Genomic DNA, 24,020 nt, shown 5'->3' with positions numbered 1-24,020 from the left:
AATGAGCCAGCAACGAGATAAAACACCGGCCCGGCGGCGCTTCCTGCGGGATGCTGCGCGCAGCGTGGCCGGGTTGGCAGGGATAGGCATACTGCTGGGGTTGCAACAAAAGCAGTCTCAGGCACGTGATGGCCTGGCCCTGCGGCCGCCGGGAGCACTTGCCGAAGGGGCGTTTGATAGCGCCTGCATTCGCTGTGGCCAGTGTGTGCAAGCCTGCCCGTACCAGACGCTGAAACTGGCGACGCTGTTGTCGCCGAGAGCGGCGGGAACGCCGTACTTTGTGGCGCGGGATATCCCTTGCGAGATGTGTGAAGACATCCCGTGTGTGGTGGCCTGCCCGAGCGGCGCGCTGGATCCGAACCTGACGGATATCGATCAGGCACGGATGGGGCTGGCGGTGTTGCTGGATCATGAAAACTGTCTGAACTGGCAGGGGCTGCGTTGCGATGTGTGTTACCGCGTTTGCCCGCAGATCGACAAGGCCATCACCTTGGAACTGCAACACAACGAGCGTACCGGCAAACACGCCATGTTTCTACCGACGGTTCACAGCCAGGATTGTACCGGTTGTGGCAAGTGTGAGCAGGCTTGTGTGCTTGAGCAGGCGGCGATCAAGGTGTTACCGATGGAACTGGCACGTGGCCAATTGGGTGAACACTATCGCTGGGGCTGGCAGGAAAAGCAGCGTGCAGGGCATTCACTGGTGCCGGAAGGCCTCACATTGCCGGCACGCGGCGTAAAGGGAGGTGAATGATGGCTAATTCAGTCGCTGAAGCCGGGCGTGATGCCCGTCTGCGCCATGGCTGGTTGCGCAGCAACCGCTTCCTGATCCTGCGCCGTTGCAGCCAACTGTTGATCTTGTTGATGTTTCTCTCGGGGCCGCTGTGGGGCATCTGGATCCTGCGGGGCAACTACAGCGCCAGCCTATTGGCGGATACGGTACCGTTAACGGATCCGTTGATGATGCTGGAAAGCCTGTTGGCTGGGCATTGGCCAGCCTGGTTGGTGTGGGTAGGCGCGGTAGTCGTGCTGATCTACGGCCTGATCGGTAATCGGGTGTTTTGCGGCTGGGTTTGTCCGGTCAACCCGGTGACCGATCTGGCGGCCTGGCTACGGCGCAAGTTAGGTTTGCGTCAATCGGCCAGCCTGCCTCGTTCCCTGCGCTACGGCATCTTGCTTGTCGTACTGGTTGGCAGTGCAGTGAGTGGCACGCTGCTCTGGGAATGGATTAATCCGGTTGCCCTGATGGGGCGCGGGCTGATCCACGGTAGTGGGGAGGGCGTGTTAGCTTGGCTGAAAGGGTTGGGTGCCGCATTTGGTGCCGGTATCTGGCTGATTGTGGCGCTGTTCCTGTTCGATCTGCTGGTGGTCGAACACGGCTGGTGTGGCCATCTTTGCCCAATGGGAGCGCTGTATGGCGTCATTGGTAGCCAGGGTGTGGTGCAGATCAGCGCGGAGCAGCGTGACAACTGTACTCGCTGCATGGATTGTTTTCATGTTTGCCCAGAACCGCAGATCCTGCGTGAGCCGTTATTAGTAAAAAAAGGTACACCACGGGTTGCCAGTGATGCCTGTATTGCCTGCGGACGTTGTATCGACGTTTGTGCAGAAAACGTATTCGAAATTAAGAGCAAATTTCATTATTCGGGAGCCAAAAAATGACCAGCAATGTCCTGAAAAAGCAGCTTTCCCTGTGGGGCGCGCTGTTAACACTGGTAGTTGCCAGTGCCGCGTTTGCCGCCAGTGATGTCGATCTCAAGCAATCGCCAGAGGTTTCCGGCACGGCTGAAGGGCAGATCAAAATGCCCAAGCAGCAGGAAAAGATGGCGCTAAACTATGTCAACCAGCCGCCGATGATCCCGCACAGCATCGACGGCTACCAGATTAGCAAAAACACTAACCGCTGCTTGCAGTGCCACGGCGTGGAGCACTATCGCACCACCGGCGCACCGCGTATCAGCCCGACACACTTTATGGACAGCGATGGCAAGGTGCTGGGGGAAGTCGCTCCACGCCGTTATTTCTGTCTGCAATGCCACGTACCACAAACCGATGCGGCACCAATCATCGGTAATGATTTCAAGCCTATGCAGGGCTTTGGGCACTAAGCGGGGGAGCTATGGCCGAACGTAATACCACAACATCCGAGAAAAAGGCCGGGCCGATCCGCCGTTTATGGCGCTGGTGGCGCAGGCCGAGCAGGCTGGCACTGGGGACTTTGCTGCTGTTGGGCTTTGTTGCCGGGATCGTTTTCTGGGGCGGTTTCAACACCGGTATGGAAGCGGCCAACACCGAAAAATTCTGTATCAGCTGCCACGAGATGCGTGAAAACGTCTACGAAGAGTATATGGAGACGGTGCATTACAACAACCGCAGTGGCGTACGTGCCACCTGCCCGGATTGCCACGTTCCGCATGAGTGGGCACCAAAGATGCTGCGTAAGCTGAAGGCCAGTAAAGAGCTGTACGCCAAGGCGTTTGGCCTGATCGACACGCCGCAGAAGTTCGAAGAGCATCGTCTGACCATGGCCAGCAACGAATGGGCGCGTATGAAGGCCAATAACTCGCAGGAGTGCCGTAACTGTCACAACTTCGAGTATATGGATTTCACCGCGCAGAAAACCGTGGCGGCCAAGATGCATGACAAAGCGATAACCGAAGGCAAAACCTGTATCGATTGCCATAAAGGGATCGCACATAAACTGCCGGACATGCACGGAGTCCCTACCGGATTCTAACTCTGGTGGATATCAACCCCGCAGCGCTGAAAGGCCTGCGGGTTTTTTTCAAAATGGCCATGTGTCGATTACTCGCTACCCCGTCCTACCGTGACAAAATGATGAGTGTTTGTTTCAGAGCCAGCACAACGGGACTGGATATCATCATTTATCCTAATTGCATATATTATTTTTATCCAAGTAGGCGCTTGGGTTGGAAAACCAAACGACAAACTGACTGAAGAGGATTGATAATATGGACGCTCATGAGTTTATTACTGATGCACGCATGCATGGTTGGGATAAAGAGGATAAAAGTAGCATTTATTCGATGCTGAGTTTTGAAGTTAATCCCAATGTCACAGAGGCCGATAAAAAAATCAAAGTTGGCATTTATTTGTTTAATGCCAGCTTTGATTCTGTAGCCGTCAGGGAGGCCATAGGCAATGAGAATTTTTCGGGATTTGCTAGCGGATTTTATAACTGCTTTAATCAAGCGGCCTTAAAGAGTGTAAATACTGGGTATGCTCAAGTCGGTGGTGATACCGTCGGAGACGTATTGGCACGGCAGCAGGAAATTATCGTTTCATATCAGGATATGATCGATAAAGGGATCTTGACACCCAATTCAATGATGTTACCAGCAAATGGAGGGCCATTTACCAGTGCCTGGCTCGGTGTCGATTTCTACGATGAAGAGGGTAACGTGACCAGTGGTACAAGTTTCCAGCTGGATGCTATTCCTAAAGCGTAAATAAGTCGGGTTATTATCCAGTTCCACAGCTGTCTTATTTATAAAAACCTTTTGTTGTGAAATAAGAGGTTTTTATCTCATTGAGCTATTTCAGCTGTGTGGCATTGGCTCGCCACTGTAATATCATCTCGCTGAAATTTTAGTCGCCCCAACTCCCCATTTCTGTTTAGCATGCGGTTTTTTGTTGCAAATCTGCTGTAGCTGCGCTTTGCTAGTGGCCAAAGGTTGCAGTGCGTTGGCTAACGGAAGAAGGGAAGATGTCGTCAAAAATTGAAAATATCAGAAAGCAGCTGTTATCGGACAACTGGTACGTTTTGAATAAATACACCTTTGAGTTAAAACGTAAAAATGGCGGAACCATCGAACAGGTGCGTGAGGTCTATGACCGGGGCAACGGGGCGACCATTTTGCTGTATAACCGCGCCAAGGGCACCGTGGTACTGACCAACCAGTTCCGCATGCCGACCTATGTCAACGGCAATGCCACGGGCATGTTGTTGGAAGCCTGCGCCGGGCTGCTGGATGACGATCAGCCTGAACAGTGCGCCCGCCGTGAAGCGGTAGAAGAAACCGGTTTTCAGGTTTCGAAGGTGCAAAAGATCTTTGAGGCCTACATGTCGCCGGGTGGCGTGACGGAAATACTCCACTTCTTTATTGCCGAGTACCAGGATGATGAACGGCAAACCAGCGGTGGTGGCATCGAGGATGAAGATATTGAAGTGGTGGAACTGCCTTTTGGTGAGGCAATCGCGATGATCGCCGACGGCCGCCTCAAAGATGGTAAAACCATCATGCTGTTACAGTATTTGCAGATCCACCGGGTGATGGAGTAGTTTCCCTCACCCCAACCCTCTCCCACAGGGAGAGGGAGCTGTTAGCCACTACTCGTTTGAAAATAAAAAAGTCATTTTAGCTAGCTTGATCGTCCTTAGCCAAAGTGAGTCACTACCTTTAAAACACACTCGATCGGATCCCCTCTCCCTGTGGGAGAGGGTTAGGGTGAGGGGCAACTGCTTTGCCGATCTCACTTTTCTATCATCGTCTTACAGCTGTGCGATCAGCATATCTTCCAGCTTCTGCTGGTCGACGGCGAACAGGCGAATGCCTTCGGCCAGCTTCTCAACCGCCATGGCATCCTGGTTGTGCAACCAGCGGAACTCGGCCTCGGCCAGTGGCGCAGGCTGATAAAATCCTTCGGTAGACGGCGTCAGTTTACGTTCGATAGGCTGATTGCTTTGTTTCAACTCTTCCAGCAGGTTTGGCGCAATGGTCAAACGGTCACACCCCGCCAACGCCAGGATCTGCTCAACTTTACGGAAGCTGGCACCCATGATCACGGTCTGATAGCGGTGCTGTTTGTAGTATTCATAGATAGTACGAACGGATTTCACGCCCGGATCCTGCTCGGCATCGTAATCGGTCATCGGCTGTCTGGCCTGATACCAATCGTAGATACGGCCAACGAACGGCGAAATCAGGTAGACACCGGCTTCGGCGCAGGCACGGGCCTGAGCAAAGGAGAACAGCAGCGTCAGGTTGGTGTTGATGCCTTCTTTTTCCAGCTCTTCGGCCGCCTTGATCCCTTCCCAGGTGGCCGCCAGCTTGATCAGAATGCGGGATTTATCGATCCCCTGGTTTTGATACATGCCGATCAGCTTGCGTGCTTTGGCCACGCACATACCGCGATCGAAGGATAGGCGGGCATCCACCTCGGTGGAGATACGGCCCGGCACGCTTTTTAGAATTTCTACCCCGATATTCACCGCCAGTCTGTCACTGGCGTTAATCAGCTGGGTTTCTTTGCTGCCGCCTTGCTGGCGGGCGTACTCCAGCGCTTCGGTGATCAGCGATTTATACTGCGGTAGCGCCGCGGCCTTGAGGATTAACGAAGGGTTGGTGGTGGCATCCTGCGGTTCGAACTGGCGGATGGATTCGATATCACCGCTGTCGGCAACGACTACGGTCAACTGTTTGAGTGCGTCTAATTGATTCATTTATAAGCTCCTTGCCCAAAGTCATAACAGTAAATGAGAACGTATTTCATTATGGTTAACACCATGCATCATATGGCTGATGAATGAAATACGCTTTTTCTGATTGTTGCAATGGATAGAAACAATGGGGGGCACAAATGCAGCCTGGCTGCGGGCCCCCACGCATTGACGCTTTATCGGCATTGGGTTCAGCGTTGGCCAACGACCTGTTCGTAATAGCCTATTCTTGCCACCTTGGGCGCCGATCCCCCTCCTTCAAATTCAGAGCTCAGCCAGGCTTCGACGATCGATTTCGCCAATTCCGGGCCAATGACGCGTGCGCCAAGCGTGATGATTTGTGCATCGTTGCTTTTACGTGCGCGCTGTGCCGAATAAGTATCATGGCACTGTGCCGCGCGGATCCCCGGGACCTTGTTGGCCACAATGCTCATGCCAATACCGGTGCCACACAGCAAAATGCCACGGTGGTGTTTCCCATCCTTAATGCCCTGTGCCACCTGAAAGGCGATATCGGGATAACCGACGGGGGCCGTATCGCTTCCCGGTGAGTAGTCGGTGACCGGAATATCGCGTTGTTGCAGAAAAGCAACGATCACATTCTTCAGTTCAATGGCGGCATCATCGGCGCCAATCGCAATAGGCTGCATAACACATCTCCTGCTGGTCAAGGGTAAGGCTGACGATCCCCGGTGGCGCGTCATGGCTATTACCATAACCATCATTTATCAAATGTTCAATTGATGTTCATTTGTTTTTGTTTTTATTAGGCGGTAATGACTACTAAAGGTGATTGATGTCACGAATAAATCGGCTTTAAGGCCATTTTCATGACTTTATGGGGGCTTGTTGAGCAGGATCACAATTTCAAAGGTTGGTTGTGGGCAAACATGTTGAGAGTATGTAGTGTTTATTTGTTCTTTGTGTGTACTTATGATCATAAAAATAAACCCTACCCGAGGATAGAACTATGTGTCAGAACTGCGTAACAGCGGCAAACATGGCCGAAGGCATTCCTGAAACCATGAAAGCGGTGGTGGCCTATGCCCCGAAGGACTATCGCCTAGAGATTGTGGCGGTACCGAAAATTGGCCCGAAAGAGATCCTGGTGAAAGTTGAAGCCTGCGGCATCTGCGCCGGTGACGTTAAAGCGTTTGAAGGAGCCGCCAGCTTTTGGGGGGATGAAAAACAACCGGCTTACATCAAAGCGCCGATGATCCCTGGCCACGAATTTATCGGCCACGTGGTGGGATATGGTGAAGGCGTTGAGGGATTTAAGCTGGGCGATCGGGTGATCTCTGAACAGATAGTCCCCTGCTGGCAATGCCGTTTCTGCAACCGTGGCCAGTATTGGATGTGTGAGAAACACGACCTGTACGGCTTCCAGAAGAACGTTAATGGCGGTATGGCGGAATACATGAAGTTCACCAAAGAGGCCATCAACTACCACGTTCCTGCGGATATGCCGATCGAGGACGCCATTCTGATCGAACCCTATGCCTGTTCTTTCCATGCGGTACAGCGCGCCAATATCAAACTGGGTGACGTTGTGGTGCTGGCTGGGGCCGGAACGCTGGGGTTAGGGATGATCGGGGCGATTAAAAAATCTGGCCCATCGAAGCTGGTGGTGCTCGATCTGTCTGACGAGCGTCTGGCGTTAGCGAAAGAATTTGGTGCTGACATCGTGCTGAACCCACTGCGCGATGATGTGATGGCGATCGTTAAGGACATGACCGAAGGCTACGGCTGCGATATTTACATTGAAGCCACCGGCGCGCAGCAATCTGTCGAACAGGGGCTGATGCTGATCCGCAAATTGGGCACCTTTGTCGAGTTCTCGGTGTTTAAAGATCCGGTGACCGTCGATTGGAGCATTATCAGCGATCGTAAGGAGCTGGACGTGCTGGGGTCGCACCTGGGCCCTTATTGTTATCCGTTGGTGATTGAAGGGATACGCAATGGCGATCTGCCCACCAAAGGCGTCGTCACTCAAACGTTGCCACTCGAGCAGTTTGCTGAAGGCTTCGCCATGATGAAACGGGGCATCGGCTCAATCAAAGTGGTGCTCAACCCAAACCTGTAATGCCTGCATCATTCTTCGGGTGCGGGCTAGCCTGCACCTCCACAATTCAATGTGCTGGGGTGTTTTATGCTGAATGGACTGATTCATCGCATTGGTCTGTCACCAAAATTAATGCTCGGTTATGCCGGTGTGTTGGTCTTTATGATGGGGGAGGGGCTGGAACAAGGCTGGCTTTCACCCTATTTGATCGGCAAAGGCTTAACCATTCAGGAATCTGCGCTGCTGTTTAGCGTTTACGGTTTTGCTGCGGCAATCTCCGCCTGGTTTTCCGGCGTTTTGGCGGAAATCTTTACCGCTCGCCGCGTCATGCTAGCTGGATTGTTGCTGTTCTTGCTGGGCTCGGTGTGTTTTCTGGTGTGGGGATTACCCAGTAATAACCTGTCGGTGATGATACCGACCTATGCGTTGCGCGGGCTGGGCTATCCCCTGTTTGCCTATGGTTTTCTGGTATGGGTCGCCTATGAGGCTCCGCCGGAGAGGCTGGGTTCCGCCGTGGGGATTTTCTGGTTTGTCTACAGCGGTGGGTTGAGCGTACTGGGCGTGCTCTACTCCAGCATCATGCTGCCGTTCCTGGGGGAAATTCACACCTTATGGAGCGCATTAATCTTTGTGGTGCTCGGGGCGATGATCGCACTGATGCTTAACCGCACCCCTGGCCATAGCGACGTGGGGGACAAGCAAAAAGCCTCCCTCAGCTATGTGCTCAAGGGGATCACCATTGCGTTTGAGAACCCGAAAATCGGCCTGGGTGGCATTGTCCGCACCATCAATACCTCTGCGGCGTACGGCTTTGTGGTGTTTATGCCGATGTACATGATGGATATCGGGTTTAGCCGCACAGACTGGCTACAGATGTATGCGGCACTGTGGACGGTGAACATTATCTTCAACCTGATCTTTGGGGTGATCAGCGACGGCCTGGGCTGGCGTAACGTCGTCATGTGGTTCGGTTGCGTCGGCTGCGCTATCACCACGCTGATGTTCTATTACGTGCCTTATTTCCTTGGCCCCAATTTTCTGCTGACCGTCGTGGCCGCCGGGCTATTCGGTGCTTGCCTGGCTGCCTTCGTACCTCTTTCGGCCATTATGCCAACGTTGGCCCCGGAGAATAAAGGTGCCGCCATGTCGATCCTGAATCTCGGCGCGGGGTTGAGCACCTTCGTTGGCCCGGCAGTGGTAGGGTTGTTTATCGGCAGCTTGGGGAGCAGCGGGGTGATTTGGATTTTCACCGGCCTGTATTTGTTCAGCGGCGTATTGATGAAATATGTCACCTTGCCTAAAGCCGTGCCTGCCACCGTGGAAGAAAATCATCACAGCTTGGCGTAACTAACCGTTTGAGGGAGTTTTCTATGATTACTGGTCAAAGCAAGGGAGCCTTGCAAGGGAAAGTGGCGTTGATAACCGGCGGCGCGGCGGGAATAGGTCTGGCTATTGCCAAATGCTATCTGCAAAACGGCGCGCAGGTTGTGCTGTTGGATCGCGCTGCACAGGTGGTGCAGATTGCCCAACAGCTGGATCAGCAGCAGGCATTGGGCATCGTGATGGATGTCACCGACAAAGCCTCGGTAGAACAGGCTGTTGCGCAGGCTAATGCCCATTTCGGGCGGCTGGATGTGCTGGTCAATAGCGCCGGGATCGTCGCGCTGTATCCGGCGGAAGAACTGCCAGAAGATGCTTGGGATAACACCATGGCGGTGAACCTGAAAGGGGTGTTCCTTACCAGTCAGGCCGTGGGCCACTATTTGATTCGTCAGGGCAGTGGCAGCATTATCAACCTGGCCTCGCAGGCCGGTGTAGTCGCCTTGCCCAATCATCTGGCTTACTGCGCCAGCAAGGCCGGTGTGATTGGTTTGACCCAGGTTCTGGCACTGGAATGGGGGCCGCACAACGTGCGGGTAAACGCCATTTCACCCACGGTGGTGCTGACCGAGTTGGGGCGCAAAGCATGGTCAGGCGAGGTTGCGGAACAAATGAAGCAGAAGATTCCCCTAAGGCGCTTTGCCGAACCCGAGGATATTGCCGCCAGTGCGCTGTTTTTGGCGAGCGATGCGGCCAGCATGATCACCGGCAGCAATCTGGTGGTTGACGGCGGTTACACCATTCAATAACTCGATACTCAGGCGAAAGAGAGGCCATGATGAACAGAATCATTAACGATCCCGATCACGTCGTGGAAGATGCCATTCAGGGCTACCTGAAGGCTCATCCGGAATATTTTACCGCGACCGATAATGCACGAGTGCTCAAATACCCTGCTGCACCGATCAAAGGCAAAGTGGGCATTGTTACCGGTGGGGGCTCGGGGCATGAGCCAGCGTTTCTGGGTTATGTTGGCAAGAACATGCTCGATGCTGTTGCCATCGGTGAGATTTTCTCTTCGCCAACGGCGGGAGCATTTCTGGATGCGTTCAAGGCTGCGGACAGCGGGGCGGGGGTTGCCTGCCTGTATGGCAACTATGCTGGCGATAATATGAACGTCAAAATGGCGATGAAGAAGGCCAGCGCCGCCGGTATCGCGGTAAAAACCGTGGTGGCAAATGATGATGTTGCCTCTGCGCCCGCCAGTGAAATTGAAAAGCGCCGTGGCGTCGCCGGTGAAATTCTAATGTGGAAAATCGGGGCCGCTGCCGCAGCACTGGGTTACGATCTCGACGGAGTGATTGATGCTGCGCAAAAAGCCATTGGCAATTGCCGCTCGATCGGGGTCGGGCTCAGCTCTTGCACCATCCCGGCGGTAGGTAAGCCCAACTTCCATATTGCCGATGGCCAAATGGAGATCGGGATTGGTCATCACGGCGAGCCTGGGATTGAGGTATCACCGATCCAGTCGGCGTCTGCGATGGCTGGCACCATGCTCGACTTTGTGCTCAATGATATGCCGTTGAACAAGGGGCAGGAAGTCGCCTTGCTGATTTCTGGCCTGGGGGCCACGCCGGTGATGGAGCTCTACATCTATTATGCCGAGGTTGAAAAGCGGCTGACGGAGCGTGGCATCAAGGTTCACCGTCGCTATGTGGGGAACTATTTTACCTCTCTGGAAATGATGGGGGTGACGCTAACCGTGATGAAACTCGACGACCAATTGAAAACGTTGCTCGATATGCCCGCTCATTCATTGGGCCTAACCCAGGTGGAGTGAATCATGACCACACAAATTTCGACGCAGTATGGCAATGAGATCGTCACGGCGCTGATTGGCGTGATTGTCAGCAATCGTGAGTATCTCAGTGAGATAGATGGTGCGATTGGCGACGGCGATCACGGCATTAATATGTCAAAAGGCTTCACCTTATGTGGTGAGTCCATCAAGGGCCAAAATCTGTCGTTGGCACAGGCTTTCGACGCGGTAGCGGACGCGCTGATGGAAGGGATTGGTGGCTCGATGGGGCCGCTGTATGGCAGTCTGTTCATGGGCATGGCCGACGGCGTGCGCGATAAAACGGCGCTGGATAAACAGGTTTTTCTGGCCATGCTGCGCAATGGGCTCACTGAACTGCAAGACATCAGCAGCGCTGGCGTAGGCGACAAATGCCTGATGGATACGCTGATCCCTGCGATCGAAGGGTTTGAGCAGGCGGTTCGGCGCGGTAATAGCTTCAGTGAATCGCTGGAACAGCTGAAACAGGCTGCCGTTGCCGGACGTGATTCAACCCGCGATCTGGTTGCCAAGATTGGCCGCGCGAGCCGGTTGGGGGAACGTTCGCGCGGTGCGCTGGATGCCGGTGCGGTATCCTGCTGTCTACTTTTATGCCAACTGGCTGATGCGGTAGAACAACGCTTGAATACCGTTGCCGCTTGAACAGGTTATACTAGCGAGCAATGCGATAAGATGGGTTCGGCATGCTGAACCCATCTTCTATTGAAAAAGACTAATCTGCCGTGGGGAAACGTGTAACGGATGGAAAAAAAAACAGGATCCCAGGATAACGAACTGCTGACTGAAATTGCCGTGGCTTATTATCAGGACGAAATCACTCAGGAGGAGATTGCAAAAAAGTTCGGTATTTCACGGATTAAGGTCGGGCGTTTACTCAAACGGGCTAAAGAAGAAGGCATTGTTGAGATCACCGTCCGCTATCATCCGGTATTCAGTACCCGGCTGGAGCAGCAAATGCTGGAGCGCTTTTCCCTCAGCCGTGCATTAATCGCGCTGGATCATCAGGATGAGGAAGAACAGCGGCGTCAGGTAGCAGCATTGGTTTCCGGCTATCTGGCTATGTCATTGAAAGATAATATGGTGCTGGCGGTTGGCCAAGGGCGTAACGTGGCCGCGATCGCCGACCATGTGGGCAGCGTGGCACCAAAAAGCTGTAAATTTATCTGTGGCATTGGGGGGACGCATCGCCCTGGTGACGCTATAAATGCTGACCACATCAGCCGCCGTTTGGCGAAGAAGTTTGGTGGTAGCAGCGAGACGCTGTATGCCCCGGCGTATGTTGAAAACCGGGCGCTGAAAGAGGCGTTTATGCAAAACGGCACCATCAAGGAAACCCTGGATCGGGCGCGCAAGGCCGATGTGGCTCTGGTGGGCATTGGTGATATGAATGAAAACAGCTACATGGTAAAACTTGGCTGGTTTACTCCCCACGAGATCATTGATGCCAGTCTGAATCAGGGAGTGATCGGTGATATCGCCGGTTATGACTTTTTCAATGCGCAGGGGATGCATGTGGATACGGTGATGAACGATCGCGTCATTGGCCTGAGCATTGATGAACTGCGGAAAATCCCTTGTGTGATCGCCATTGCCTCTGAGAATACCAAAGCGTTGGCTATTCTGGGCGCGCTGCGCACCGGGGCGATCGATATTATCGCGACCAGTGCCCTCAACATCCGCACCATTCTTAATATGTCACAGTAATCGCTACGGTAAAAAGGGGTTTAACTGCGTCAGGTTGAACCCTTTGCACTTCTCCCCCTCCAGGCCACATTCTACCTGCGAACCTTGCCCGCCTGGCACTTGAGCAATGCAACGGAAGCGACAGTGAGATTTGCTGCGTGAGTGGTAAACGACTGACGCAGGCATAACCAAAATTGCTGCTTTTCTGTTCGCTTAACTTCCTTTTAACTTTTATTTACAAGTTTCGCCCAAGGTTATGGCACGCTTCAAAGTTTGTGACGATTCTCTCACTATACTAGTTCAGCGATAAAGCCTTACCTCAACATAAAAGAAGAAAGCAAAGGAACCCATAATGGACGAACAGCTCAAACAGAGTGCCCTTGATTTCCATCAGTTTCCGGTCCCAGGGAAGATCCAGGTATCGCCGACTAAACCGCTAGCTACACAGCGCGATCTGGCCTTGGCCTATTCGCCGGGCGTGGCTGCTCCCTGCCTGGAAATTGCCGCCGATCCGCTGGCCGCTTATAAATATACCGCCAAGGGTAACCTGGTGGCGGTGATCTCCAACGGCACCGCGGTGCTGGGGTTGGGGAATATCGGGGCGCTGGCCGGTAAGCCGGTCATGGAAGGTAAAGGGGTTCTGTTTAAGAAATTTTCCGGTATTGACGTGTTCGATATCGAAGTCGATGAACTCGATCCTGACAAGCTGATTGACGTGATCGCCGCGCTGGAACCGACCTTCGGCGGCATTAACCTGGAGGATATCAAAGCGCCCGAGTGCTTCTATATTGAGAAGAAGCTGCGTGAGCGTATGAAGATCCCGGTGTTCCATGACGATCAGCATGGCACGGCGATTATTACCACCGCTGCGGTGCTCAACGGCTTGCGGGTGGTGAAGAAAAACATCTCCGACGTACGCCTGGTGGTATCGGGAGCCGGTGCGGCCTCGATTGCCTGTTTGAACCTGCTGGTCGCGTTGGGGCTGAGCAAGCAGAACATCACCGTTTGCGACTCCAAAGGCGTGATCTATCAGGGCCGCGACGCCAAGATGGAAGAAACCAAGGCGGCGTATGCCATTGCGGATAACGGCCAGCGTACGCTGGGGGATGCCATTCCCAATGCCGATATTTTCCTGGGTTGCTCCGGCCCTGGCGTGTTGACGCAGGATATGGTGAAAACCATGGCCAGAGATCCGCTGATCATGGCGCTGGCTAACCCGGAACCGGAAATTCTGCCGCCGTTGGCGAAAGCGGTGCGCCCAGATGCGATCATCTGTACTGGCCGTTCTGATTATCCCAACCAGGTGAACAACGTGCTGTGCTTCCCGTTCATCTTCCGTGGCGCGCTGGATGTGGGGGCCACGACCATCAACGAAGAGATGAAGCTGGCCTGCGTGCACGCTATTGCCGATCTGGCGCTGGCAGAGCAGAGCGACGTGGTGGCTTCGGCGTATGGCGATCAGGACCTCTCCTTTGGCCCGGAATACATCATTCCCAAACCGTTCGATCCGCGCCTGATTGTCAAAATCGCCCCGGCGGTAGCCAAGGCAGCCATGGATTCCGGCGTGGCGATGCGCCCGATCGAAGACTTTGATGCTTACGTGGAGAAACTGACCGAGTTCGTCTACAAAACCAACCTGTTTATGAAGCCGATCTTCTCCCAGGCGAAGAAAGAAGTGAAACGCGTGGTAATGGCCGAAGGTGAAGAAGAGCGCGTGCTGCATGCCACTCAAGAGCTGGTATCGCAGGGGCTGGCTTATCCGATCCTGGTGGGCCGCCCAAGCGTAATTGAAATGCGCCTGAAGAAACTCGGCCTGCAGCTGACGGCGGGCAAAGACTTTGAAGTGGTGAATAACGAGTCCGATCCACGTTTTAATGAATACTGGGGTGAGTATTACCAGATCATGAAGCGCCGTGGTGTTTCCCAGGAGCAGGCTCGCCGTGCGGTGATCGGTAACCCAACGCTGATTGCTGCCATCATGCTGCACCGTGGTGAGGCTGACGCGATGATTTGTGGCACCATCGGCAGCTACCACGAGCATTATGACGTGGTGGAAAAGGTGTTCGGGTTCCGTGAAGGGGTGCATGTGGCAGGGGCGATGAACGCCTTACTGCTGCCGAGTGGCAACACCTTTATCGCCGATACCTACGTCAACGATGACCCAACGCCGGAACAGCTGGCAGAAATCACCCTGATGGCGGCAGACACGGTACGGCGCTTCGGGATTGAACCGAAGGTGGCGCTGTTGTCCCACTCCAGCTTTGGTTCTTCCAATTGCCCGTCGGCGAGCAAAATGCGTAAAACGCTGGAACTGGTCAATCAGATGGCGCCAGGATTGGAGATCGACGGTGAGATGCACGGTGACGCCGCGCTGGTGGAAAGTATCCGCCACGATTTGATGCCGGACAGCCCGCTGAAAGGCGCGGCCAACATCCTGATCATGCCAAGTATGGAAGCGGCACGGATCAGCTACAACCTGCTGCGTGTCTCGTCTTCCGAGGGGGTAACGGTAGGGCCGGTATTGATGGGCGTATCGAAACCGGTACATATCCTGACGCCGATCGCCTCAGTGCGCCGTATCGTCAACATGGTGGCATTGGCCGTAGTGGAAGCACAAACCCAACCGCTGTGATAGCGTAAAAGAGACCCCCTGCGGCTTCGGCCACAGGGGGTTTTTTTATGCGTGGCAGCGTTCGGCAATCGCCTGAATGTCGGCAGGCGTGGTTCGGCAACAGCCGCCAATCAAGCGGGCCCCGGCATGCTGCCAATCGGCCAACTGATTAATCAGATGATGCTGGTGGTTACCGCAGCTGTGCCAGGTTTTGCTCACCGCGTCGTAGTGTTCGCCGGAGTTAGGGTAAACCAGTAACGGTTTATTGCTCAGCACGGCAAGCTGCTGCAACGCCGGCGTGACGTTTTCCAACGCGATACAATTGACGCCTACTGCCAGTACCTGAGGGTTATTGTTAAGCTCAGCCATGACGACGGCCAGTGGTGTACCATCGCTTAGATGCTGGCTATCGCGCAGAGTGAAAGAGAACCACCCACCCAGCGCTGGGAATTCCTCCAGCAGCGCCAGCAGGGCCTGTAATTCGGCGAACGAAGGCAGCGTTTCACATGCCAGGAGATCCACTCCAGCATTGGCCAGAGCAGTGATACGCGGACGATGGAACGCGATCATCTCTGCTTGCGGCAGATGGTAGTCGCCACGGTATTCGGATCCATCCGCCAGATAGGCACCATAAGGGCCGACCGAACCGGCAACCAGTAAAGGCAATCGCTGCGGGCGCTGGGCCAGATAATCGGCGCGCGCCTGCTGTGCCAGATGGACGCTTTGGGCGATCAGTGCCAACGATTGCGACTCATCCAGGCCTCGGCGTAAAAAACCTTGGGGCGTGGCCTGATAGCTGGCGGTAATGGCGCACTGTGCTCCTGCATTGAAGTAATCCAGATGCACCTGATAAATCAGCTCCGGGTTTTCAATCAGCACTTTTGCCGACCACAACGGATCGGTGAGATCGCAACCTCGGGCCTCCAGTTCGGTGGCCATTGCCCCGTCCAAAATCAACGTGCGGTTATCGGCCAGCAAGGCGGCCAGAGGGTTGTTAACCGACATGTTCTTCTCCGGTGTTCAGTAGGTTTTTCTGCCCGGAACGCCGGGTCAGGTAATAGGCCAGATAACAGATCGCCACAAACGGCAGGCCGCAATACAGCGCCACGCGTTGCTCTGGGTCGAATGCCAGACCGATACAGGCCAATAAACACAGCGCAAAGCCGACAATAGGCGTCAGCGGATAGCCTGGTGCACGGTATTTCAGCCCTTCAATTGGCTGACCGCTGCGCAGATAGCGGCGGCGAAAAACGTAGTGGGCGGCACAGATGCTCAGCCAGACGGCAACGACCGCAAAGCCGGAGATGGCAGACAGTGCCACAAACACCGTATCGGGAGCGATCACGCTGGTCAACAGGGCCAGCACGCCGCCGAGCATGCTGAACGTCAATGCATTCATCGGGATCCCGCGCGCATTCACCCGTGAAAAATAGGCAGGCATGGTGCGCTGATTGGCCAGCGACCACAGCATGCGCCCCGAAGCATACAGCCCGGAGTTGGCGGCCGAGAGAATGGCTGTCAGGATCACGAAGTTAAAAATATCGGCGGCATAAGGCACACCAATGCGCTCAAAGACCAGAACAAACGGACTTTTCACGATCCCGGCCTGCTCCATAGGGATCAGCGCTGCCAGGATAAATACCGTACCGATAAAGAACACCATCAGGCGGACCACCGTAGTGCGGATGGCCCAGGGCACCACTTTTTCCGGATTTTCGGTTTCGCCCGCTGCAATGCCGATTAGCTCAGTACCGGAGAAGGCGAAATTGACCGCTACCATGGTCATGAGGATCGGTAACGTTCCATTGGGCAGCCAACCCGATGAGGTCAGGTTACTCAGGAAGGGCGCTGGTGTGCCGTCTTTCATCGGGATCAGGCCAAACATGGCTGCACCACCTAGCACGATAAACGCCAGAATGGTGATCACCTTGATCAGCGAGAACCAGAATTCACTTTCGGCGAAGAAGCGGGTGGTAATGACGTTGAGCAGAAAAATGGCCAGACAGAAAATCAGGCACCACAACCAGACCGGTGATTGTGGAAACCAGTATTGCATACAGAAACCGGCGGCAGTCAGGCTGGAGCCCAACGCGACGGTCCAGGTCAGCCAGTACAGCCAGGCAACGGTATAGCCGGTTGCCGGGCCAAGATAGCGTGCCGCATAGACGTGAAATGCGCCGGTTTCCGGCATGGCGACGGCAAGTTCCCCCAGACACAGCATGACCAGATAGACCACGACAGCGCCAATCAAATAGGCCAGCAGGGTGCCTAGTGCACCGGTAGTGGAGATGATATAGCCAGTGTTGAAAAACAGACCGGTACCGATCACGCCGCCCAGCGACAGCATCACCAAATGCCGGGCTTTCATGGTGCGTTTGAATTGCCCTTCAGCGGCAGGTTGCATAACACCCTATCCGTATAGACGTCTAAATGGCTATCAGTTATACCCGTTCCATTACGCGAAATCAACGTAACTCAAAACACGGTAACGAAAAAACAGGTGTCGGCCACCAGGTGCTGCCAATTTCTATATGCAAATGATAATTATTATCTATAATGTCGCCACTTTTGTGTAAGGAAAGACAACATGAAGTTTCTGATATTGTTTGCAACGTTGGTGCTTACGGCCTGTAGCCAGGGGCCGACCTCTCCCCCGAAAAGCGACATTACCACGCTAGGCAAGATTGTTGATTTACGCAGTGGCGAGATATTGACGCCGCAGCAGTTACTGACGCGCCTGGCAGATCAGCCACGGGTGATCGTGGGTGAAAAGCACGACAATCCTTATCACCACCAGATCGAACTGTGGCTGGTAGAGCAATTACCTAAGCTAAGACCGCAGGGCAGCGTGCTGATGGAGATGATCACGCCCAGCCAGCAAGGCAAAGTGGATGAAGTAAAGCAGTGGCTGCAAACCGAACCGACGGTACGTGATAGCCGCGTAGCTGAACTGACAGCTTGGCAAACCAGTTGGAAGTGGTCACTGTATGGTGACGTGGTAATGGCGGCGATGCGTGCACCTTATCCTCTGTTATCCGCCAACCTCGATCGCAGCGAAATCATGGCGTTTTATCAGCGGCCCGAATTCCCCAAAGGCCAGCTTTCCGTGCGCCCAGAAGTTCAGCAGGCGCTTGCTGTCACCATCCGTGATTCCCATGACGGCAAAATTGATGAGGTGCAGCTGCATGCCATGCTCGCCATTCAGCAGCAGCGCGATCGCCGTATGGCCGAAAGTTTACTGGCTGCACCCACCCCTGCACTGCTGATGGCGGGCGGATATCATGCCTCCAGAACGGTAGGTGTGCCGCTGCATATCCAGGATCTGCAGCCCGGTGCCAAATTTACGGTGTTGATGCTGGCAGAGCAGGGCATGGCCATCGATCGGTCCATGGCGGATTACCTGTGGGTCACGCCAACCGCAAAATGATTACGTCAGGATAGCGAAAAGATCTGTCATTAATATTTACAAATGATTATCATTAGCAAATGTGATCTGCAATCATTCGCAATTAGGTAATCTACTATCCCTATGTTTAGTCAGCCTTATAGCACTCAGGCGGCTGCTCTGCCGCAGCCGCGCTGGGGGCGTGGTTTACTGTATGCGCTAGGCGTTCATCTGGCGCTGGTATGGCTGTTTTACTGGCCGCAAACTTCGTTGCCGCCGGTGCTGATGCCGCCACCGGCGATCATGCTCAGTTGGGCGGCGCAGATCGAAGCGCCAAGCCAGCCTAAACCGTTGCCGCTGGGGGTGCAGCAACAAGCGGACAGTTCTGCAGCACAGCCTGCGCAACAGCAGCGGGAGCCGGAGATGCCCGAACTGGCACGTGCCGAGGCGGCAAAAATTGTGGTGGCCGAGCGCAGTAAAAATGCGCATAAGCAGCAGCGTAAAGCGCCGCCAAAGCCGCCAACTCCGATGGAGAAAGAGCAAGACGTCACGCATTCCGCAGCAGCCAGCACGGCGGCACCCAAGGCGCAAAACCTGGCACAGCGCGTGGCGGCTCCGTTAAACAGCGATTCTAGCGCGCAGGCACAGGCCAAGCTTTCCTGGGAGAGCCAGGTCAAAGGGATGCTCAACCGAGTGAAGCGCTATCCGGCAGACGCCAAACGGCGTCAGCGTTCGGGGGCACCGGTGGTGAGTTTTGTGGTGGATGCTCAGGGGCGAGTGGCCGATGTCGTACTGAAAACGCCCTCCGCTACCGCGTCGTTAGATCGTGAAGCGCTGGCGGTGATATTGCGTGCGCAGCCGTTACCTTCGCCACCAGCGGAGATGCTGCGCCAAGGCAAAATTGCCGTGACCATGGCAGTGGATTTTAACCTGGCGTTGTTGTAAGCCAGCCAAAAAGTATTTACCCATCAGGCGTTATCTCTTGTTGCACGCAATAGGAGGGGGTTACTACGCTCAAATTATTGTGAGGGGTTATGACATTACCTGTTCAATCGGCTCGCTGCCGCAGGCCTTTGGTAACTTATCTACTGATTTCTATGGGGTTATTAAACTTTGCCACCAAGGTGGCCGCGCAGCCGCCCCAGGCTGAAATTATTCCGCATAAATTAACCGCCCAGGGCGAAACACGAATCGATAATTATTATTGGCTGCGTGATGATGGCCGCCAGAATAAACAGGTGTTGGCTTATCTGACGGCGGAAAACCGTTATACCGAACAGGTGATGCAGCCGTATCAGACGCTGCGCGATCGGTTGTATCACGAAATGCTGGGCCGCATGAGCACGGAAGATCGCTCGGTTCCCTACCAGCTCAATGGCTACCGCTATCAGGAACGCATTGATGCGGGTAAGGAGTTTGCCGTCTACCAGCGGCAGGCCGTTGCGGATGGCTCCGCCTGGCAGACGTTACTGGATGCCAATCAGCGCGCCCAGGGCCAAGATTATTACCGCGTGGGGGGAATGGCGGTCAGTGAAGATAACCGCCGCCTGGCCGTGGCGGAGGATACTCAAGGGCGCAGGCAGTACCGCATTTCCCTGCGCGATCTGGCTAGCGGCGCTTGGGCCAAAGAGGTGATTGAAAACACCTCGGGCAATATGGTGTGGGCCAACGACGGCAACAGCTTGTTCTATGTGCGCAATCATCCCCAAACGCTGTCACCCTATCAGGTCTACCGCCATCAATTTGGTACGCCGGTTGCGGCCGATAAGCTGGTGTATCAGGAAAACGATGGGGCATTTTACCTGAGCTTGGGTCTCTCCTCTTCGCGGGATTACGTGATTGTCACCATCAGCGGGAATACCACTTCCGAAGTGCGTCTGCTCGACGCCAACCGGCCGCAAACTCCGGTACAACTTTTTGCCCCGCGTCAGGCCGGGCGCGAATATTACCTCGACCATTATCGCGGTGAGTTTTATCTGCGTTCCAATCATCAAAGCCCGCACTTTGGTTTGTACCAGACTGCGTCCGCGAGCCAGCCATGGCAGCCGCTGATCGCTCCACAGGAAAACGGTGAGCTGGAAAGCTTTGCCCTGTTTCGTGACTGGTTGGTGGTGAAAGAGCGCAGTGAGGGCCTGGTGCATTTACGGCAGATTGCCTGGCAAGGGGGCGAGCAACGTAGCATTGCGTTTGATGATGCCAGCTATATGGCCTGGCTGGGCTACAACCCGGACCCGGAAAGTGACCGCCTGCGCTATGGCTATTCGGCCATGACCACGCCAACCAGCACCTATGAATGGGATCTCAACAGCGGTAAACGCGAGTTGCTGAAACGACAGGAAGTGAAGGGCGTAGAACCAGGCCTGTATCACAGTGAGCGCTTGTGGATCACCGCCCGCGACGGAGTAAAGGTGCCGGTCTCGCTGGTATACAACAGCGCCAAATTCAAACCTGGCAAAAGTCCGCTGGTGGTGTATGGCTACGGTGCCTATGGCATGAGTATGGACCCGGCGTTCAGCGCCAACCGCATTAGCCTGTTGGATCGCGGTTTCGTCTATGCGCTGATCCACGTCCGCGGCGGCGGTGAGCTTGGGCAAGACTGGTATCAGCAGGGCAAACTGACGAACAAACCAAACACCTTCAATGACTTTATCGATGCCACTCAGGCGCTGATCGATAAGGGATTCGGGCAGCCGGGGCGCGTTTACGCGATGGGAGGCAGTGCCGGAGGCTTGCTGGTGGGGGCGGTGATCAATCAGGCTCCCCAACTGTATAACGCGGTGGTGGCTCAGGTGCCTTTTGTGGATGTGCTGACGACGATGCTGGATGACAGCATTCCGTTGACCGTCGGTGAATACGAGGAGTGGGGCAACCCCAATCAGCCGCAGCCCTATGCGCTGATCAAGTCCTACAGTCCGTACGATAATGTGCGCGCGCAGCGCTACCCGAATCTGTTAGTCACCAGTGGACTTTATGATTCACAGGTGCAGTATTGGGAACCCGCCAAATGGGTGGCGAAGCTGCGCCAATTCCAGCAGGGGGATGCGGTGTTATTGCTGTCCACGGATATGTCGGCGGGCCACGGGGGGAAATCGGGCCGCTTGAGTCGATTGGAAAATAGCGCGCTGGAATACAGCTTTATTTTAGCAATGGACGAAAAAGCGCAAAAATAAGGCTCTTGGCCGCGCAGCTTAATGGCTGCGCGGCAGATAATAACCATAATTAATTTCCGCCTACCTGGCGGTATTTTCTGCTGAGCATTGATCACTCACTGATTTTGATAGCAATACTTTAGGGGATATATGAAATTTAAACTGCTTATTGGTGCGGTTGGCACCGGTATGGTTTTGTCTGGCCCGCTGTTGGCTGCAGAAAATAAAGGCCAAGCGCTATTCAGCCCGCTGAACGTTTCGGCGGCGACTAATAACAGCGAACAGGAGGCATTGGAAAAGCCTGGGGCATTCAGCTCGCGCGACGAAAATAAAAATCTACAGTCGATAGATAATATCCTGCGCAGCATGCCCGGCACCTTTACTCAAATCGATCCCAGCCAAGGGGCGGTCAGCGTCAATATTCGTGGGATGAGTGGTTTTGGCCGGGTAAATACCATGGTTGATGGCATTACCCAGAGCTATTTTGGCACCTCGACCTCTGGCGTGATGTCCCATGGTTCTACCAACAATCAATCCGGTGTGCTGATCGATCCGAATTTTATTGTTGGGGTCGACGTGGCGCGTGGCGAGAACAGCGGTGCATCTGGGGTGAACGCATTGGCTGGCAGCGCCAACTTCCGCACTATCGGCGTGGATGATGTGGTGTTTGCCGATAATCCGTTTGGCGTGCGCACCAAGTTCTCCGTGGGCAGTAACGGTATTGGCCGCAGCGGTATGATCGCCGTTGGGGCCAAAGGGGCTGCGTTCACCGATACCGGCAGCTTGGGCGTGATGGCTGCCATTAGCGGCAGCTCCATCTATTCCAACTTCAACAACGGCGACGGCGTGAGCAGTGAAGATTTTGGTTACGACGAGTTTATGAAGCAAAACCCCAAATCGCACCTGTTCAAGGTGGATATCAAGCCCAACGAATATCACAGCATTGAATTATCCGCCCGAACTTACCAGAATAAATTCTCGCGCCGCGATATCGACAGCAACGATTTTTATCTCAAATATCACTACGCGCCATTTTCTGAGTGGGTGGATCTGAATATGACCGCCAGCCACAGCAAGGGTAATCAGAAGTATGACAGTGATTCACTGTTCACTTTCTTTAATACCAATGCGGAAAACCGCTCCGACGCGCTGGATATCAATAATACCAGCCGCTTTAGCCTGTGGCAGACCGACGTAGCGTTCACCTACGGCGGTAAACTGATGCGCAACCAGTACGACAAGCACGTCGAATCGCAGATTGAGGATCCGCAGACGGCACATGAGGCGATCGAGAACAACACCTTTGCCCCGTCGGGCGACCAGCGTATCGCCAGCCTGTACACTGGCTTGCAACTCAACCGTGATATCTACCAGCTCGATCTCAATCTCAATTATGCCAACAACAAGCTCACTGGCTTTAAACCGGCCTGTGATTTGCGGGTGGAGTGTTTTCCGCAGGGGAGTGCCAACATCGACCTGAAGGAGCACGGATTTAACCCTTCGGTGATGCTGTCTGCGCAGGTCACGCCTTGGCTGCAACCTTTTGCCAGCTACAGCAAATCGATGCGTGCCCCCAACATCCAGGAAGTGTTCTTCTCTAACTCCGGAGGCGCTTCGATGAACCCGTTCCTGAAAGGCGAACGTGCAGAAACCTGGCAGGCCGGCTTTAACCTCAGCGGCAACGATCTGTTGTTCAAGCAGGATACCCTGCGCTTTAAGGCGGTGGTTTACACCAGTAAAATCAAAAACTATATCTTTAGCGAGTCTTACATGGTGTGCCGAAATGGCCGCAAGTGTAGTTTGGGTGAGAACTTGCAGAATGACTGGAGCGATGCCAGCGAAGAGTTCTCGGATAACATGTATATCTACGTCAACTCCCTGACGCCGGTGCGTACCCACGGGGTGGAGCTGGAAGCCAACTATGATGCTGGCCGCGGCTTTGCCCGTGCCTCATTTAGCAAACAGCACACCGACCAGCCTACCTCTATCGCCAGTAGCTACTTTGGTGCGGGAGATATCAACGAACTGCCGGACATGTATTTTACTCTGGATAGCGGGTTACGTTTCTTTGACGAAGCGCTGACCGTGGGCAGCATCATCAAATATACCGGCAAGGCTCGCCGTCTTTCTCCTGATTTTGAAATGAGTGAGCAAACCGGGAAGTTGATGAAACAGGAGATGCCAAATATTCCTACCGTTATCGATCTGTACAGCACCTATCAGATAAACCGTAACCTATTGCTGAAATTCAGCGTGCAAAACGTGATGGATAAAAGCTATTCCGATGCGCTTAACAAACTGAATATGCTGCCGATCCAAGGGGATGAGGCTACTGCGGCCAACACCGCCCGCGGTCGAACTTATCTGTTTGGTGGCGAGGTGCGCTTCTAAGCTGATTTGAGGCGTTTGCGGCCCCTCACCCCAACCCTTATGTCTTGATCTTCTCCGCCTTAGCGGAGAAGATCCCCGACAGATCATCGGGAGATAGCCA

21 protein-coding genes are annotated in these 24,020 nt (G+C 54.3%); 17 read left to right on the top strand and 4 right to left on the bottom strand.

The window, feature by feature from the left end:
- Position 1: 1 nt before the first annotated feature.
- The 6 genes from napG to nudK all read left to right on the top strand — a co-directional run bounded on the left by napG (position 2) and on the right by nudK (position 4,303).
- Positions 2–754 carry a ferredoxin-type protein NapG gene (napG, locus tag ACKWMY_RS03695; RefSeq protein ID WP_024527085.1) on the top strand — a complete coding sequence of 251 codons (753 nt, stop codon included), beginning with the start codon at positions 2–4 and terminating at the stop codon, positions 752–754.
- Positions 754–1,662, top strand: coding sequence for a quinol dehydrogenase ferredoxin subunit NapH (gene napH, locus ACKWMY_RS03690; protein ID WP_308872274.1), 909 nt, complete (start codon positions 754–756; stop codon positions 1,660–1,662). Before napG ends, napH begins: the two co-directional genes overlap by 1 nt.
- Positions 1,659–2,108, top strand: coding sequence for a nitrate reductase cytochrome c-type subunit (napB, locus tag ACKWMY_RS03685; protein WP_024527087.1), 450 nt, complete (start codon positions 1,659–1,661; stop codon positions 2,106–2,108). The genes napH and napB overlap by 4 nt, the downstream gene beginning before the upstream one ends.
- A gap of 11 nt (positions 2,109–2,119) precedes the next feature.
- The gene (gene napC / locus ACKWMY_RS03680) at positions 2,120–2,737 is read left to right on the top strand and encodes a cytochrome c-type protein NapC (RefSeq protein WP_024527088.1); all 618 of its coding nucleotides are present in this window, start codon (positions 2,120–2,122) and stop codon (positions 2,735–2,737) included.
- A gap of 235 nt (positions 2,738–2,972) precedes the next feature.
- Positions 2,973–3,470, top strand: a complete 498-nt coding sequence (locus ACKWMY_RS03675) for a hypothetical protein (RefSeq protein ID WP_024527089.1) — start codon at positions 2,973–2,975, stop codon at positions 3,468–3,470.
- A gap of 257 nt (positions 3,471–3,727) precedes the next feature.
- Positions 3,728–4,303: a GDP-mannose pyrophosphatase NudK gene (gene nudK / locus ACKWMY_RS03670; RefSeq protein ID WP_024527090.1), complete on the top strand. Its 576-nt coding sequence runs from the start codon at positions 3,728–3,730 to the stop codon at positions 4,301–4,303.
- Positions 4,304–4,513: 210 nt separating this feature from the next.
- Here nudK and tal read toward each other — a convergent pair whose 3' ends face one another.
- Positions 4,514–5,464: a transaldolase gene (gene tal, locus ACKWMY_RS03665; RefSeq protein WP_024484505.1), complete on the bottom strand. Its 951-nt coding sequence runs from the start codon at positions 5,462–5,464 to the stop codon at positions 4,514–4,516.
- A 188-nt stretch (positions 5,465–5,652) separates the two neighbouring features.
- A complete protein-coding gene (rpiB, locus tag ACKWMY_RS03660) occupies positions 5,653–6,111 on the bottom strand; it encodes a ribose 5-phosphate isomerase B (RefSeq protein ID WP_024527091.1) in 459 nt (152 codons plus the stop codon).
- A 320-nt stretch (positions 6,112–6,431) separates the two neighbouring features.
- Between rpiB and ACKWMY_RS03655 the strand changes: the two genes are divergently transcribed.
- From ACKWMY_RS03655 to maeB, 7 genes are all read left to right on the top strand, one after another.
- Entirely contained in the window at positions 6,432–7,544 is a 1,113-nt protein-coding gene (locus ACKWMY_RS03655; protein WP_065686511.1) for an MDR/zinc-dependent alcohol dehydrogenase-like family protein, read from the top strand.
- 66 nt (positions 7,545–7,610) lie between these two features.
- Positions 7,611–8,870, top strand: coding sequence for an MFS transporter (locus tag ACKWMY_RS03650; RefSeq protein WP_024527093.1), 1,260 nt, complete (start codon positions 7,611–7,613; stop codon positions 8,868–8,870).
- Between the two features lie 23 nt (positions 8,871–8,893).
- Positions 8,894–9,652: an SDR family oxidoreductase gene (locus ACKWMY_RS03645; protein WP_029710753.1), complete on the top strand. Its 759-nt coding sequence runs from the start codon at positions 8,894–8,896 to the stop codon at positions 9,650–9,652.
- 29 nt (positions 9,653–9,681) lie between these two features.
- Positions 9,682–10,683 carry a dihydroxyacetone kinase subunit DhaK gene (locus tag ACKWMY_RS03640; RefSeq protein WP_074031483.1) on the top strand — a complete coding sequence of 334 codons (1,002 nt, stop codon included), beginning with the start codon at positions 9,682–9,684 and terminating at the stop codon, positions 10,681–10,683.
- A 3-nt stretch (positions 10,684–10,686) separates the two neighbouring features.
- Positions 10,687–11,343: a dihydroxyacetone kinase subunit DhaL gene (gene dhaL / locus ACKWMY_RS03635; protein ID WP_074031461.1), complete on the top strand. Its 657-nt coding sequence runs from the start codon at positions 10,687–10,689 to the stop codon at positions 11,341–11,343.
- 99 nt (positions 11,344–11,442) lie between these two features.
- Complete coding sequence (locus tag ACKWMY_RS03630; protein ID WP_024527097.1) at positions 11,443–12,405, top strand: sugar-binding transcriptional regulator; 963 nt, start codon at positions 11,443–11,445, stop codon at positions 12,403–12,405.
- A 331-nt stretch (positions 12,406–12,736) separates the two neighbouring features.
- Positions 12,737–15,016 (top strand): NADP-dependent oxaloacetate-decarboxylating malate dehydrogenase, encoded by a 2,280-nt coding sequence (maeB, locus tag ACKWMY_RS03625; protein WP_024527098.1) that lies wholly within the window; start codon positions 12,737–12,739, stop codon positions 15,014–15,016.
- Between the two features lie 45 nt (positions 15,017–15,061).
- On the opposite strand, the gene mmuM is transcribed toward maeB, so the two are convergent.
- Both mmuM and mmuP read right to left on the bottom strand, forming a co-directional pair.
- Positions 15,062–16,000 (bottom strand): homocysteine S-methyltransferase, encoded by a 939-nt coding sequence (gene mmuM, locus ACKWMY_RS03620; RefSeq protein ID WP_409485904.1) that lies wholly within the window; start codon positions 15,998–16,000, stop codon positions 15,062–15,064.
- Positions 15,990–17,399 carry an S-methylmethionine permease gene (gene mmuP / locus ACKWMY_RS03615; protein WP_024527100.1) on the bottom strand — a complete coding sequence of 470 codons (1,410 nt, stop codon included), beginning with the start codon at positions 17,397–17,399 and terminating at the stop codon, positions 15,990–15,992. The genes mmuM and mmuP overlap by 11 nt, the downstream gene beginning before the upstream one ends.
- Before the next feature lie 183 nt (positions 17,400–17,582).
- Between mmuP and ACKWMY_RS03610 the strand changes: the two genes are divergently transcribed.
- The 4 genes from ACKWMY_RS03610 (at position 17,583) to ACKWMY_RS03595 (ending at position 23,920) form a co-directional block, all read left to right on the top strand.
- Positions 17,583–18,422 carry a ChaN family lipoprotein gene (locus tag ACKWMY_RS03610; protein ID WP_024527101.1) on the top strand — a complete coding sequence of 280 codons (840 nt, stop codon included), beginning with the start codon at positions 17,583–17,585 and terminating at the stop codon, positions 18,420–18,422.
- 102 nt (positions 18,423–18,524) lie between these two features.
- The gene (locus tag ACKWMY_RS03605) at positions 18,525–19,325 is read left to right on the top strand and encodes a TonB family protein (RefSeq protein ID WP_024527102.1); all 801 of its coding nucleotides are present in this window, start codon (positions 18,525–18,527) and stop codon (positions 19,323–19,325) included.
- A 152-nt stretch (positions 19,326–19,477) separates the two neighbouring features.
- Complete coding sequence (locus tag ACKWMY_RS03600; RefSeq protein WP_409485903.1) at positions 19,478–21,550, top strand: S9 family peptidase; 2,073 nt, start codon at positions 19,478–19,480, stop codon at positions 21,548–21,550.
- Between the two features lie 129 nt (positions 21,551–21,679).
- On the top strand, positions 21,680–23,920 hold the full coding sequence (locus ACKWMY_RS03595; protein WP_409485902.1) for a TonB-dependent receptor domain-containing protein: 2,241 nt from the start codon (positions 21,680–21,682) through the stop codon (positions 23,918–23,920).
- Positions 23,921–24,020: the final 100 nt, after the last annotated feature.

Origin of the sequence: Serratia sp. J2 (assembly GCF_046269175.1) — a bacterium.
Lineage (GTDB): Bacteria > Pseudomonadota > Gammaproteobacteria > Enterobacterales > Enterobacteriaceae > Chania > Chania fonticola_C.
Note: the sequence above shows the minus strand (reverse complement) of the source record. Positions and strands in the feature narration are given on the sequence as shown.

Bases quoted from the DNA above. Each gene is read 5' to 3' on its own strand.
- ACKWMY_RS03600 (WP_409485903.1), top strand. From the start codon at position 19,478: ATGGGGTTATTAAACTTTGCCACCAAGGTGGCCGCGCAGCCGCCCCAG.
- ACKWMY_RS03650 (WP_024527093.1), top strand. From the start codon at position 7,611: ATGCTGAATGGACTGATTCATCGCATTGGTCTGTCACCAAAATTAATG.
- ACKWMY_RS03655 (WP_065686511.1), top strand. From the start codon at position 6,432: ATGTGTCAGAACTGCGTAACAGCGGCAAACATGGCCGAAGGCATTCCT.
- ACKWMY_RS03640 (WP_074031483.1), top strand. From the start codon at position 9,682: ATGAACAGAATCATTAACGATCCCGATCACGTCGTGGAAGATGCCATT.
- ACKWMY_RS03675 (WP_024527089.1), top strand. From the start codon at position 2,973: ATGGACGCTCATGAGTTTATTACTGATGCACGCATGCATGGTTGGGAT.
- mmuM (WP_409485904.1), bottom strand. From the start codon at position 16,000: ATGTCGGTTAACAACCCTCTGGCCGCCTTGCTGGCCGATAACCGCACG.
- ACKWMY_RS03605 (WP_024527102.1), top strand. From the start codon at position 18,525: ATGTTTAGTCAGCCTTATAGCACTCAGGCGGCTGCTCTGCCGCAGCCG.
- tal (WP_024484505.1), bottom strand. From the start codon at position 5,464: ATGAATCAATTAGACGCACTCAAACAGTTGACCGTAGTCGTTGCCGAC.
- napB (WP_024527087.1), top strand. From the start codon at position 1,659: ATGACCAGCAATGTCCTGAAAAAGCAGCTTTCCCTGTGGGGCGCGCTG.
- ACKWMY_RS03630 (WP_024527097.1), top strand. From the start codon at position 11,443: ATGGAAAAAAAAACAGGATCCCAGGATAACGAACTGCTGACTGAAATT.
- napH (WP_308872274.1), top strand. From the start codon at position 754: ATGGCTAATTCAGTCGCTGAAGCCGGGCGTGATGCCCGTCTGCGCCAT.
- maeB (WP_024527098.1), top strand. From the start codon at position 12,737: ATGGACGAACAGCTCAAACAGAGTGCCCTTGATTTCCATCAGTTTCCG.
- dhaL (WP_074031461.1), top strand. From the start codon at position 10,687: ATGACCACACAAATTTCGACGCAGTATGGCAATGAGATCGTCACGGCG.
- mmuP (WP_024527100.1), bottom strand. From the start codon at position 17,399: ATGCAACCTGCCGCTGAAGGGCAATTCAAACGCACCATGAAAGCCCGG.
- ACKWMY_RS03595 (WP_409485902.1), top strand. From the start codon at position 21,680: ATGAAATTTAAACTGCTTATTGGTGCGGTTGGCACCGGTATGGTTTTG.
- napC (WP_024527088.1), top strand. From the start codon at position 2,120: ATGGCCGAACGTAATACCACAACATCCGAGAAAAAGGCCGGGCCGATC.
- rpiB (WP_024527091.1), bottom strand. From the start codon at position 6,111: ATGCAGCCTATTGCGATTGGCGCCGATGATGCCGCCATTGAACTGAAG.
- ACKWMY_RS03610 (WP_024527101.1), top strand. From the start codon at position 17,583: ATGAAGTTTCTGATATTGTTTGCAACGTTGGTGCTTACGGCCTGTAGC.
- nudK (WP_024527090.1), top strand. From the start codon at position 3,728: ATGTCGTCAAAAATTGAAAATATCAGAAAGCAGCTGTTATCGGACAAC.
- napG (WP_024527085.1), top strand. From the start codon at position 2: ATGAGCCAGCAACGAGATAAAACACCGGCCCGGCGGCGCTTCCTGCGG.
- ACKWMY_RS03645 (WP_029710753.1), top strand. From the start codon at position 8,894: ATGATTACTGGTCAAAGCAAGGGAGCCTTGCAAGGGAAAGTGGCGTTG.